Origin of the sequence: Desulfofundulus sp. TPOSR (assembly GCF_011393055.1) — a bacterium.
GTDB lineage: Bacteria > Bacillota > Desulfotomaculia > Desulfotomaculales > Desulfovirgulaceae > Desulfofundulus > Desulfofundulus kuznetsovii.
Genome location: NZ_JAAOEF010000001.1, coordinates 1,325,329 through 1,338,383, shown reverse-complemented (window position 1 = coordinate 1,338,383; position 13,055 = coordinate 1,325,329). Strand labels below are relative to the sequence as shown.

Genomic DNA, 13,055 nt, shown 5'->3' with positions numbered 1-13,055 from the left:
TAATGGCCGAAATAAAGGATCGGGCAAAACATGTTTGGGCTGTAGATAAAAGCACCCTGGAGGGTGTCCTGGACGGTAAAATGAACCCCGTCCTGCGTGAAGCCTGGCAGCAAGCCGTGGCTATTCTGGAGACGGCCGGGGATGAAGAATTTTACCAGCACTGGTTGGCAGGGACGGGGGAGCTCATGGCAGCATCCTGGGAAGTAATCTGGGAATGGTTACACCGCAGCCCGGGCACCCTCGGTATCGTTACTCCAGTTGCGTTGGTTCGATGGGCCCGTTGCAGCGCCCTGGTGGCTCGGTATGCTCCCGCCGAGGCGGTGGGGTTGATCCGCTCCGGACGCCGGATTTTAGCACAGATACCCCCTGACATGCAGCAGTCCTTACTGGAGGACTGCGCGATTTTAGCCCGGATTAACTGGCCGGCAGCAACGGTGCTTTATGCCAGTCTACCCATGCTGGCCCAGTGGCCAGATAGAGGCGCCGTGAAGAGATGGGTGCAGGCGGGTCTAGCCCTGGCGGGACAGGATGTGGAGATGGGGCGGGCTTATTTCGCAGCCCATAGCCTTTGGCAAAAGGCTTCTTTCAGCGACCTTTTTGTTCCCTGGGTTACCTGGGGCCAGGAATTGGCCCGGATTACTCCGGTTGTGGCGCAGGCTTATTTCAGCAGCACTCCGGTGTTGGCTGGTGCCCTGGGCGAACAATTTTCCGCATCCTTCCTGGCAGAGTGGGCCGACTGGGCCAGGCTCCTGGCCGAACAGGATGTCGAAACGGCAATCGCCTTTCTGAACAGCAGCCCGGGGGTGCTGGGTTCAGGTACGGGGGTAGCTCTTAAGGAATGGGTAGAGTGCGGGCGAGAACTTTTAATCCGTAATCAAAAAGTGGCCCGGTCCTTTTTTGAAATGACCCACCGGGCCTTGCAGCAGGCCACCTGGCCGGAGGTACGGGCCTGGGTTGAACGGGCGGCCCGGGAGTGTGGGGAAAACGCGGAAAAGCTGGCCGAAATGATGGCTTTGGCCACTCGTGAAAGTATGGCCCTGCTGGCCGGTTTACGCCAGGGGATCACACTGGCGGAGGAGGAGCGCAGCCTGGTTACGTACGGGGCAGCCCTCTTTGAGCGGCCGGTTGTTTTAAAACCCAGTAACATTCTCCCCGTAGAAATAACCGGAGGAGATCGCCTGTTTGCCACCACCGATGGCCGGCGGGTTTACCTGCCGGAAAACGTGAATGTTTTTCCGGTCCGGGAAAAGAATCAGGCCCTGTTAAGATTAATGCTGGTGCACGAAATGGCTCATCTGGCGGAAGGCACTTACCGGTTAACCGCAGCCGAACTGGCGGAGGCGGCCCGGCGCACTGGTTTACCGGAGGCGCAACGGGGAGAAGTATCCTGTCTGGAAGAGTGGCTGGACCTTTTCCCGGACTATGCCCTGATGCGTACCGTTTTTGAACTGGTGGAAGACGCCCGGGTTGATCATCTTACCCGGGTGAGATATCCGGGACTGGTCCGGGAATACCATGAGTTTGGCAGGCTGGCGCCGGTGTCCTTTCCCTCCGGTACCCGGGAGGCCGGGCTGGCTTCCCTGGCCAGGTTGTCTTTGGGGCAGCCTGCCCCGGAAGATCTGGCCATCGAGCCGGGTCTTCTTCTCCAGCAAAAAATACTTGCCAACCGGTCGGCTACCGTGAAGGACAGCCTGGAAGTGGCCGCCGCCTGGTACCGTTTTCTGGCAGACAAGCCTGCTGCCGGAGGGGAAGCCCGTTACCCCCAGGCCCTCTACCGGGGCCGGTTACGGCCGGACCTGGTTGCCGTCAATGCCGAGGTGGAAGCTGAATTCACGCCGGTAAAGAGCCGGCAGAGGGCTGAAAGCCGCCTTCGGGTTAGGCCGGGTCCGCCGGGCACGGCCACTGCCTACCGGACGGGCAAATTTTACGGTGCCTTAAAAAGCCTTTTGCAGGGCTTTTCCCAGGAAGAATACACAGCCTACCGCAACGTTTACTACTACGATGAGTGGGACGTTACGGTGGCCGGATACAAGCCTGACTGGTGCCGGGTGGGTGAAGTTGTTTTGCAGCCCAGCACCCGGCGGTTTGTGGAACAAACGTTAAGGGATTATTACGGCTTGATCAGCACTCTGAAAAGATATTTCGCCATGTTGCGCCCCGACCGCTTCCGGCGCTACCGCCGCCAGGAGGAGGGGGAACAGGAGGATATTGACGCCATTGTGGAGGCCTGGGCCGAGCGAGCCGTGGGGGCGCCGGCTACCGGTTTCATGATCCGCCGGGATAAGCGTTTGCGGGATGTGACAGTGGCCTTTTTATTGGACCTCAGCGGCTCCACGAACCAGGTTTTGGACAACGGAAAGACCATTCTGGATATTGAAAAAGAAGCGGTTATTATCATGGCCGAAGCACTGGAGGTGATTGGTGACCGCTACGCCCTCTACGGGTTTAACGGGGAAGGGAGACAGAAGGTTAATTTTTACATCGTTAAAGAGTTTAACGAGCCATACGGGCAGCAGGTCCAGCAAAAGTTCGGGGGTATGGTCAGTGATGGCCTCACCCGCCTGGGGGCGGCCATCCGGCATGCCACCAACAAGCTACAGTCGGTAGAGGCAGCGGTAAAACTGCTGCTGATCTTGAGCGATGGGCGGCCCTACGATGTGGATTACTGCGCTGCTAAAGGCAACAGCGATCTGCGCTCTTGGTTAAGTGCAGACTATACGCTTTATGCACGGGAAGACTGCCGCATGGCTCTTCGGGAAGCACGAATGAAATGCATAACGCCCTTTTGCATTACGGTGGATCGTAAGGGAAAGGAATATCTGGAGGAAATTTTTGGACCTGGCGGGTATGTGGTAATTGACGATGTGACCATGTTGCCGGAAAAATTGCCATTAATTTATAAAAAGTTGACCGTTTAACGGGGGAGGTACATCTTATGCAAAACAATATCTATGGAGCCGGTTTATCCGCACGCCCAGGAGAACCCTGCCCCCGTTGCGAAACCCCCGGCTTGCCTGTAAAGGTGATCACCGTATCCAGTTTGGTGGTCGATGAAAAACTACCCCTGATAAGAGGAGATTACTACCATTTACTCAACTTTGACAGTAAAAGCCGGTTTTAGGCTCCATCAACTCTTGAAAACCCAGTAAAATCAAGGGTGCATATTGGAATTATCAAAAAATGTTGTGCCACGTATACCATTTACTGTCTTTGAATATCCAATATTGCCATGTTATAATGATTATGCTATGTTTGTCAGGACAAAAACCTTCGCCAATAAAGATGGCACCAAAAGGACGTACTTGCAAATAGTTGAAGGTGTTCGTGAAAACGGTAAAGTACGCCAGAAAGTTGTTGCTAACCTGGGCCGCATTGAAGATGCCCAGTCGGGTAGCCTCGACCGTTTAATTGAAAGCCTGGCTAAATTCTCCAAAAAGAGGTGGGTCCAAGCTGAAGCCGCCAGGCTCATGGTCTTAGAGGCAAAAGAATGGGGTACCGAGCTGATCTTCCGGCACCTGTGGGAAAAGCTGGGACTGGCTGCCATTATCAAAAACCTTCTTGATAAAACAGAAATAACCAGCCCTCTTGATGAAGCCATATACGCCATGGTCCTAAACCGTATCAGTGACCCATTGTCCAAGCGGGCGGTCAACGAATGGGTCAACGAGATCTACCGGCCCGCCTTTAAGGAACTGGAGTTACACCATTTTTACCGGGCATTGGATTTTCTCATCTTACATAAGGAAACCATTGAACTGGAGTTATTTGAGCAAACGAAAAATCTATTTAACCTGGAACTGGATCTGGTTTTCTGGGACACCACCTCCACCTACTTCACTGGAAATGGTCCCGAAGGTCTGGCGGAATACGGGTATTCCAAAGACCACCGCTCCGACCGGGTGCAGATTATTGTAGGAGTGCTTATGACCCGGGAAGGAATACCGGTGGCTCACCAGGTTTTTCCCGGTAATACTGCCGACATCGAGACCTTCAAGAAGGTCATCCATGATACCCGAACACGGTTTCTACTCCGGCGGGTAATCTTCGTAGCCGACCGGGGAATGGTTAGCCCAACACTTCTGGATGAGCTGGATAAAGAACATATCGAATATATCGTCGGCGTAAAAATGCGCCGGATGCAGGCGGTTGCGGAAGTGTTGAAAACGGGCGGCCGTTATAAAGAAGTGGCCGAGAACTTGAAAGTAAAAGAAGTCTGGCATGATGCCAATCGTTACATTATCTGCTATAACCCAATGGAGGCTGAACACGACCGAAAAGCCCGGGAAGAGATTGTCAAGAAATTGGAAAAACAGCTCAACGAAAAAGGTCTTAAATCAATGCTATCAAACAGTGGCTACAGCAGGTTTCTGAAAATATCAGGCGCCAATGTTGCCGTGGATCAGAAGGCTCTGGAAGAAGATGCCCGTTATGACGGGAAGTATGTTCTCAGGACCAACTCCCAACTGGACACCGCAGAGGCAGCTCTGGCATACAAAGAACTCTGGCGGGTAGAAAGGGCCTTCCGGGAATTAAAATCCACCCTTGATTTAAGGCCAATCTACCACTGGAAAGACCGCCGGGTAAGGGCACATGTCATGGTTTGTTTTCTGGCGCTGGTGTTGGAATCGGCTTTTTACCGGTATCTAAAGCTGGCCGGCAGCCAGGTTGAATACTTGTATCTCATGAGAGATTTAAAAAATCTAAAAGCCGTCGAGTTAACCCTGGAAGGCATAAGATACTTGTGCCGAACTGAATTACCAGGAAATGCTTTTCAAGCTTTTAAAGCACTGGGAATAGGAGTTCCAAATCATGTAATAATCATTAATTAGCAAATCAACCACAATAAGGGAAAATGTTGTGGCACGCCAACTCGTTATGTCCCGGAAGCCTTGATTTTCCGGGGTTTTATTGGGATTGGGTGTTAAAGTTCAGATTTATGCACCTCGTCGGAATGCTCCGTAGTTTATTTCAACGGTAGCGGTAATGTATTTGAGGAAAAAGATTTAAAGGTGCCGGTATGGTTCAAAAAGCATGCTGGACCCGTACCTGTGTGCTACTGCCGTGGAGTGACCGACCGGGAGATCCTGGCCCATATTGAAAAAGGGTGTTGTTCGTCTTTCGCCGACATCCAGCGTCATACCGGCGCGAATACGGGTAAAGAATGCCTGACCAGAAACCCTGCCGGTCGTTGATGTAAACCGGCGGTGCAATCGGTGATTGCACGAGGTTTGGCTCAAAGAGATTCAAATTAAGTAATCTTGTAAGATATTATTGCAAATTATGGTAATAAATTTTAAATAGGAGGGGTTTGCTATGATGTTACTCAAGCACAAGGGCGAAGAGATGACCTCAGTAGAACGGGTAGTCGCGGCTTTAAACTACCAAAAACCTGACCGGGTACCGGTAGCTCCGTTGTTATGCGGTGCTGCCCGTCGGGTTAACGGCGTTACCTATCCCAAGTGGGCCACCGATGCTGAGGCCTGTGCTGAAGCCTTTATCCAGTCCGTGGACCTCTTTGATTATGATGTTATTGTGGGGCTCGTTGACCTATCGGTGGAATCGGCCGATTGGGGCCAGGCAACGGTTTTTCCACCGCATAGCACACCCTACACCGATACCAACAAGCCGTTTATTAAGAATGAAGAGGACTATTACCGTTTAGAAAAAATCAATCCCCGGGAAACACCCCGCATGAAAATGGTTCTGGAAATGCTATCGCGGGTGGTAAAGGCCCGGGGTAAGGAAAAAGTGGTCTGCGGCTTTATATACGGTCCCCTGGGGGTGCTCTCCCAGTTGCGCGGCCATGAGCGCCTGTTTAAAGACTGCCTGAAACGGCCCGAGGCTGTGAAAGCGGGGCTGGAAGTGGTTACCGAAGTATTGTGTGATTACGCCCGGGCCATGATTGAGACCGGGGTACACGCGATTGCCGTTGATACCCTTTATGCATGCAAAACCATCATGAGTAAGAAAATGTGGGAGGAGATGGAGGGACCATACGCTAAAAAGTTGTGTGACGTGATCCGGGATGCGGGCATTGCCTTGGCGTTGCACAACTGCGGCGGGGCCACCTATTTCGACGCCCAGATCAAATGGCTGAATCCGCAGGCCATTTCCCACGCCTACCCGGCGGACGATTGCAAGGATTGGGCCGAACATGCAGCCAAATGGGGTAAGAAAGTGGTGACCATGGGCTACCTGATCCCGTCTGAACTGGGTCTGATCATGACTCCGGAGCAGGTTATTGAGGAGTGCCGCCGGGAGATTGAAACCTTCAAGGACTGCGATGGAGGATTTATTCTGGCACCGGGCTGTGAATTCCCGCCAAACGGGTCGCTCCTGAACATGGCAGCCATTATGCAGGCGGTGCGGACATACGGGGTTTACCATTGAGTTTGCCTATTATCAAGTTGGGCTGGGGGTTCTTTTAATGGCCAAAGTAGAAATCTTTGGCGGTATCTGCGGTTTTAATACCGTTGTTTCGGCTACAGCAGAACAAAGGCGTATGGTGGAGTTGAAGGTGGAAAGCGAATGTCCCAACTGGCAAAAAGTGCAGGGACAATTGAAGGTCGACGCATATAAGGAACTGTTCGGCAAGCTGCATGAGAGTGAGGTATACCGCCTCAGCTCTCCCTTTATTCCCCATCCGGCCTGTTTGGTGCCTGCCGGGATTATGAAGGCCATCGAGGTGGCCGCCGGGTTGGCCCTCCCCCGGGATGGGTTCATCAGGGTAATCGGTTAATACTTATCGTTGTCGATGCCGCTGAAAAGCTGACTTTTAAGCAGTGAAATCTTTTTACGGTAAAATTTTTGGACAAACCTTACCATACTGTAATAACAATTTCTTGTTTGCTTCAATATATTTTTTTTGCCAAACTATATGACTAAGTCTATTATTGGAGTGAGTCTTATATTGGAAATTAAGAATTGTCCCTGTGAAGGCAATTACCTGGACAAAATGGTTCAGCCTGCCATTTTGACAATTCTGGCGGAGACAAATCTCCACGGTTACAAAATTGTTCAAAAGCTGGCCGAAACACCTATGTTCGGCGGTTATAAGCCGGACCCCGCCGGTGTTTACCGCTCCCTTAAGACTATGGAAAAGCGGGGCTTAGTCGTTTCTTCCTGGGATATCTCCCGGACAGGGCCGGCCAAACGATTTTACCGTATCACGGAAGCAGGCAAGGAATGCCTCTGCCGCTGGATTGATACCCTGGAAGAATACAGGCGAATAATAGGCCTGCTACTTTCGGAAGCAAAGAAAGTAACCGTTGAAGACCGCACATGATGCTATAATTTATAACAGTTTAATTAATGAATGGAGGTCTTTTAATTTGCGTCCTTTAGAACTGATTGAGCAAGCCCGGGAAAGTGCGCTGCAGGGAAAAGTTTTAAACCGGAAAAGCATTATTGCACTGCTTGATATTGATCCCGATTCTAAAGAGGCCGATAAGCTGGGCAAGGTTGCCCGGGAAGTAGCTGCGGAAATTACGCAAAACCGGGCGGGCGTCTGGGCCTCTATAGGGGTGGACTTTAAAAAATGTCCCATGAACTGCCACTTTTGCTCTTTTGGCGATAAATGGGGCATTATTAAAGAGGAAAGCGAGTGGAATGCGAGCGAGGTGGTGGATTTTACACGCAAGTTAGTATCAGGCGGGGCAAAATGGATCACCTTGCGTACTACCCAGTTTTACAATATTGAAAAACTGGCCGCACTGGCCAAAAAGATCCGAGCCGCTGTACCCGGGAATTACAAGCTGGTGGCAAATACCGGTGAACTTGACAATGTAAGAGCGGGTGTTTTACTAGAAGCAGGATTTCAGGTTGTCTACCATTCCCTCAGGCTCCGGGAGGGTATCGACACCAAATTTGCACCAGAAGAAAGGATGGCTACCCTGCAAATCGTAAAAAATTCGCCGTTAGAGCTAGCCTTTCTGGTGGAACCCGTTGGAATCGAACATTCTAATGAAGAATTGGCGGACGTGTTTCTAACCGCTATGAGGTACGGTGCAACCCTTACCGGGGCCATGGCAAGGGTGCCTATCCCCGGTACTCCCCTGGGAAAATTTCCGGTCATTTCCGAGCGCAGGCATGCCCAGATTGTGGCCGTAACTCGCTTAGCCGCAGGTTATAAAGCGCCGGATATATGTGTACACCCCCCATCCCAGTTGGCCATGGAATGGGGAGCAAACGTTACCGTGGTGGAGGTCGGAGCAGTTCCACGGGATACCAGGAACTATCGTAGTGAATGGAAGAACTTTGACATGGACACTGCAAAGAAGTGGTTTAACAGGGCAGGTTATAACTTCTGTTAATGGAGGCTGGCACTACCTTATGCTGAATATGGCTTAGGGTTCAAGCCATAGAGAAGGAATAGCGCTGGGCATTAAAAATTTAAGGATGGAGGTTAAAAAAAATGAAAAAAATACTAATTTTTTTAGTTTTGACTTTTTCCTTAGTTGTCCTGCTCAGCTGTAACGGCAAAACCCCGGCGCCGGGGACAAAAGCCAGGGTAGGCACTTGGAAAACCGCTCAAACCATTCAACCTTTTTTATATGAAAAGTATCTTGCGGATCAATATCAGGTAGAGGTTTTACCTTTTACAAACCCGGGCGACCAAAAGGCTGCCTTGCTGGCAGGGAGTCTTGACATGTGTGGTTCAACCGTGGCCCTTGCCCTTACCGCGGCTTCCAAGGGTGAGCCGGTGGTAGCTGTCTGCGGTCTTTGTAACAAATGTTCAGCGCTGGTGGTGCGAAAAGATTCAGAAATTCATAAGCCTTCGGATTTAAAAGGGAAGAAAATCGCTTATGTACCGGGTACCATGCACCATGTCCTGCTACTGGAAGTATTAAGGCGGGCGGGGCTCGATCCAGAGAAAGACGTACATCTCACGCGGGTTGACTTTTTCGATATGGGGCAGGCCCTTTCCCAAGGAGCTGTAGACGCTTTCTTAAGTGGAGAGCCGTACCCCTCCCTGGCCGTTGTTAACGGCTACGGGCGTATACTTGCCTATCCTTATTACGGAGAAGATATCGGGACCATTAACGCGGTTATGATTACCACCCGCGACAAAATTAAAAACAACCGCCGGCTTATCCAGCAACTGGTAAATGCCCACGCCATGGCTACGGAGCAACTGAAAAGTCACCCGGAGGAATGGCTCAATCTGGCTTCCCGATTTGGAACGGACCGGAAAGTTTTGGATATAGCTGTCGGAAACATGGAGCTTGCCTGGGATTTGAATAAAGAGTATGTCCAGCGCGCAAAAAACCTTGCCAAGCGCATGAATGAACTGGGAATGATTTCTCAAATGCCGGACGTGGACGCGCTGTTCGATCTAAGTTTTGTCGAGGAGGCACGGAAAAATATGGGGAAATGAGGTTATTTAAAGAATCGGGGACTAAAATTTTATGTTGGCCAGATATCGACGGCAGGCTTAACCCGTTAGGGTTAGCCCTGCCCGCCCTGTTATTAATTGTTTGGCACCTGGTAACGGTAGATGGCAATATCCCCGGCTACTTGTTGCCCAGACCAATGGAGATTGGTAAAGTTGCCCTTGATTTTGCTTTGGGAAACTTGCAACTAACACCCTATTCAGGCACCATGTTGGATCACTCCCTGGCTAGCATTTCCAGAGTTTTTTCCGGGTTTGGCTTAGCGGCGGCCATAGGGCTGCCCCTGGGTTTTTTAACTGGGCGTATTACTGCGGTAAAGAGAACCATTGATCCCACGATACATCTTTTCCGGACCATTCCGGGAATTGGCTGGCTTCCAGTGGCAATGGTCTGGTTTGGGGTGGGAGAGAGAACAACTCTGTTTCTTATAGCCCTGGCTGCTTTTTTCCCCATTTATGTCAACTCAGCCCAGGGTGCGGCCTCGGTGCCCCCACAGCTAATATGGGCAGGAAGAATGTTGGGGGCCAATAAGATATCCCTATTCACCACGATAATAATACCGGCCTCAGCCCCTGCCGTAGTAGCTGGACTGAGACTGGGTATGGGGCTGTCCTGGGCTTACCTGGTGCTGGGTGAACTCACCGGTGTTGCCCAGGGTCTGGGAGCCGTAATGATGGATGCCCGCATGCTGGGTCATGTTGATATGATTATAGTTGCCATGGTTTGTATAGCGATTTTGGGACGGGTGACTGATTTGGTTCTTACTACCATGTTTAAATTATACCAACCGCGGGCGGGTGGTGCGGTATCATGAAGAACGGAACAGGGCATTACCTGCTTATAGACGGGGTAAGCAAGACCTTTCCCGGCCAATTTGGCCGGGAAAGGCTAAAAGTTTTGGATGAAATCAACCTTTATGCGGATGAAGGAGAAATCATAGGCATTGTGGGTCCCAGCGGCTGCGGAAAATCCACATTGCTTAACATAATTGCCGGGTTTGTACCGCCGGACCGGGGTCGGGTTGTCTTTTGCGGTAAACACGTCCAAAAACCTTCTCCGGAAAGGGCGGTGGTTTTTCAAACAGTCGTTCTTTTTCCTTGGCTCACCGTATGGGATAACATTTCTTACGGTCTCAAGCGCAGGGGGGAGAAGAATATTGCCAGGTTGGTGAAGAGGTATATACAGATAGTTGGATTGGATTCGTTTGAATATTATTACCCCGACCAGCTTTCCGGCGGTATGCAGCAACGGGTAGCGTTAGCTCGAGTGCTTGTACTGAACTCCCGACTGTTACTGATGGACGAACCTTTTGCTTCTCTTGATGCCCTGTCTCGTTTAACCATGCAGCAGCTTTTACTTGACATCTGGCAAAAGCTGAGGATAACCGTTTTATTCGTTACTCATGATGTCGAAGAAGCATTGCTTTTAACACATCGAATCTACATTATGAGCCGGCGCCCGGGAAGGATAATTCAGGAAATACAGGTTCCTTTTGGCTTTCCTCGTTCTTTTTCGTTAACCGGTACTCCTTGTTTTGCCCAACTGAAAAGCAAGATACTAAGCACATTAATAGGACTTAAATAAAAATCCCTAAAAATTATGATTAAATTCTTTTTTTGCCGGTAGGGTTATTGGAATCCCGCTGATGACCAAAGGGAGCATACTAGTTATCCACCACCTTATGATCGTCTGGCAAGCTACCCAAGAAGTGGGCGTCAAGGCCGCCGCTGTGAAGCTTATGTTTTAAGCGGTGAGGTTTTATTACGGTAAATTTTTTTGTAGAGATACCAGCTGAATCTTGACACGGACCTAGTCTTCTCACCCGTGTCACCGGACTATGATATTGTCACCCTGTAAGCGGACTGAGAAAATGTCACTATGGGAGGAGAAATCTTTTTGAGTGCTAAAGAGTCGCGCAGGGTGTTTGTGATTGAACAGGCCGTCAAAGGCAAGATTACCAACAGGCAGGCTGCTGAGGTCCTGGGCTTAAGTGAACGCCAGGTAATCCGCTTGAAGGAGAGGATGAAAGCTGATGGTGTTGCGGGCCTGGCTCATAAGAACAGGGGTCGGACTCCCAAGCATGCCGTGCCTAAAGAAACTAAAGAAAAGGTTGTTATGTTGGCCCGGGGCCCTCTTCGTGATGCTAGCTGTCAGCAGGTAGCCGAGCTTCTGGAGGAGTTCTATGATATAACTCTTTCTGCTAAGACTATTGGCCGGATCCTGAAGGGGGCTGGTATTCCTCTGGCCCATACCCACAGGTCACCGCGGCGTAAAAAGTCTCGTGACCGTATGCCCCGGGAGGGCCTCCTTTCCCAGTTTGACGCCAGTCCTTTTGCCTGGCTGGAGGATCGCGGCCCAGAACTTACTTTGCATGGTTCTATTGACGATGCTACCGGTAAAGTTCAGGGATTGTATTTCACCCTTAATGAGAGCCTTTTCGGCTATTTTCAGGTGTTGTTACAATTCTTCGGAGTGCCCAGAAGTTTATACAGCGACCGCCATACCATTTTCTTTTCGCCTAAGAAGGACAAGCTCTCCATCGAGGAGGAGCTGGCCGGCCAAACTGCCCCTTTAACCCAGCTTGACCGAGCCATTGCCGAGTTGGGTATTAATCATATCCCCGCTCGCTCCCCCCAGGCTAAAGGACGCATAGAGCGCCTCTGGGGTACTCTACAGAGCCGCCTGGTAGTTGAGCTCCGCTTGGCTGGTGTCTCCACCCTGGAAGAGGCTAATGCCTTCCTGCCAGGTTTTATCCAGAGGTTTAACCGGCGTTTTGCCGTTACACCAGCCTGCCCGGAACCGGCTTACGAGCCTTGCCCTCCTCCAGCCAAGTTGGAGCAAATTCTGTCTCTGCGGCAAGAACGCAAGGCTTCCCGCGGTTCCTCCATATCTTATATCTTATCTAGGCCGTATCTACCAACTGGTAGATAATAAAGGTTCTGTAGTCCCCTTGCGCCCGGGAGCTAAAATGGAAGTGCTTACCCACCTGGATGGTTCTTTAAGCGCACTATATGGAGGTAACCGCTACTTATTGCGGGAGCTTACCCAGCCACCAAAGGTGATGGCTGAAAAGCCTAAGAAAGCCCCGGCAAGTAAGGCTCATAAGCCAGCGCCAGACCATCCCTGGCGTCGTATGCCTGTTAACCCGGCTAAAAAAGCAATACCTCTACCTCACAATAATATCTTACCCACTAATCAAGAGGGGTGACATTTTCTCTGTCCCTTGACAACTAGTCTTCTCACCCGTTGCCATACCAGGGTATTTATTTTATAATTAATTAGTTAAGTTAGGTTTTTTCCGGGAAGAGAGGTAGGCGACATGGCCAAAGCCAAAGTTATGGCTGGCGCCTGTGGGTTTACCAGTGTGATAAAAGTCACTAAAATAGGCAAGATGAAAGTGCGGGTGCAAATCATCAGTGCCTGCCAGGACCTGCGCAGTTTAAACGAGGACCTGGCCGAGGTGGACTGCAGCCGCAATGTCTTCGGCAAAATGATCGATTCGGTAATATACCAGAAGGCCAGCAAAAGGCTGAAGCATCCCGACTGCCCGGTGCCCTGCGCCATCATCAAAACCATTCAGGTGGAACTGGGCGGAGCCGTTCCCAGGGACGTGATCATTAAAATTGACGCCCATGGCTAGGGTGAGGGAATTAAAGACGCAGT

11 protein-coding genes and 2 pseudogenes are annotated in these 13,055 nt (G+C 50.8%); all 13 read left to right on the top strand.

The window, feature by feature from the left end; translation table 11 throughout:
* Positions 1-2: 2 nt before the first annotated feature.
* The 13 genes and pseudogenes from G7K71_RS06540 to G7K71_RS06485 all read left to right on the top strand — a co-directional run bounded on the left by G7K71_RS06540 (position 3) and on the right by G7K71_RS06485 (position 13,032).
* On the top strand, positions 3-2,918 hold the full coding sequence (locus G7K71_RS06540; protein ID WP_166344396.1) for a nitric oxide reductase activation protein NorD: 2,916 nt from the start codon (positions 3-5) through the stop codon (positions 2,916-2,918).
* Between the two features lie 17 nt (positions 2,919-2,935).
* Positions 2,936-3,091: pseudogene (locus tag G7K71_RS20190) on the top strand ((2Fe-2S)-binding protein); the annotation flags it as partial.
* 157 nt (positions 3,092-3,248) lie between these two features.
* On the top strand, positions 3,249-4,829 hold the full coding sequence (locus G7K71_RS06535; RefSeq protein WP_166344394.1) for an IS1634 family transposase: 1,581 nt from the start codon (positions 3,249-3,251) through the stop codon (positions 4,827-4,829).
* A 96-nt stretch (positions 4,830-4,925) separates the two neighbouring features.
* Positions 4,926-5,192: pseudogene (locus G7K71_RS06530) on the top strand ((2Fe-2S)-binding protein); the annotation flags it as partial.
* Positions 5,193-5,313: 121 nt separating this feature from the next.
* Positions 5,314-6,390 carry a uroporphyrinogen decarboxylase family protein gene (locus tag G7K71_RS06525; RefSeq protein ID WP_207712682.1) on the top strand — a complete coding sequence of 359 codons (1,077 nt, stop codon included), beginning with the start codon at positions 5,314-5,316 and terminating at the stop codon, positions 6,388-6,390.
* A 37-nt stretch (positions 6,391-6,427) separates the two neighbouring features.
* Positions 6,428-6,739: a DUF6951 family protein gene (locus G7K71_RS06520; protein ID WP_072869538.1), complete on the top strand. Its 312-nt coding sequence runs from the start codon at positions 6,428-6,430 to the stop codon at positions 6,737-6,739.
* A 171-nt stretch (positions 6,740-6,910) separates the two neighbouring features.
* The gene (locus G7K71_RS06515; RefSeq protein ID WP_243174587.1) at positions 6,911-7,285 is read left to right on the top strand and encodes a PadR family transcriptional regulator; all 375 of its coding nucleotides are present in this window, start codon (positions 6,911-6,913) and stop codon (positions 7,283-7,285) included.
* Positions 7,286-7,331: 46 nt separating this feature from the next.
* Complete coding sequence (locus G7K71_RS06510; RefSeq protein ID WP_166344390.1) at positions 7,332-8,312, top strand: radical SAM protein; 981 nt, start codon at positions 7,332-7,334, stop codon at positions 8,310-8,312.
* A gap of 101 nt (positions 8,313-8,413) precedes the next feature.
* Entirely contained in the window at positions 8,414-9,376 is a 963-nt protein-coding gene (locus G7K71_RS06505; protein ID WP_166344388.1) for an ABC transporter substrate-binding protein, read from the top strand.
* The gene (locus G7K71_RS06500) at positions 9,373-10,206 is read left to right on the top strand and encodes an ABC transporter permease (protein ID WP_166344386.1); all 834 of its coding nucleotides are present in this window, start codon (positions 9,373-9,375) and stop codon (positions 10,204-10,206) included. The genes G7K71_RS06505 and G7K71_RS06500 overlap by 4 nt, the downstream gene beginning before the upstream one ends.
* Positions 10,203-10,976, top strand: a complete 774-nt coding sequence (locus G7K71_RS06495) for an ABC transporter ATP-binding protein (RefSeq protein WP_166344384.1) — start codon at positions 10,203-10,205, stop codon at positions 10,974-10,976. Before G7K71_RS06500 ends, G7K71_RS06495 begins: the two co-directional genes overlap by 4 nt.
* A 312-nt stretch (positions 10,977-11,288) precedes the next feature.
* Complete coding sequence (locus tag G7K71_RS06490) at positions 11,289-12,323, top strand: ISNCY family transposase (RefSeq protein WP_243174585.1); 1,035 nt, start codon at positions 11,289-11,291, stop codon at positions 12,321-12,323.
* Between the two features lie 388 nt (positions 12,324-12,711).
* On the top strand, positions 12,712-13,032 hold the full coding sequence (locus tag G7K71_RS06485) for a DUF6951 family protein (RefSeq protein ID WP_013821228.1): 321 nt from the start codon (positions 12,712-12,714) through the stop codon (positions 13,030-13,032).
* Positions 13,033-13,055 lie beyond the last annotated feature (23 nt).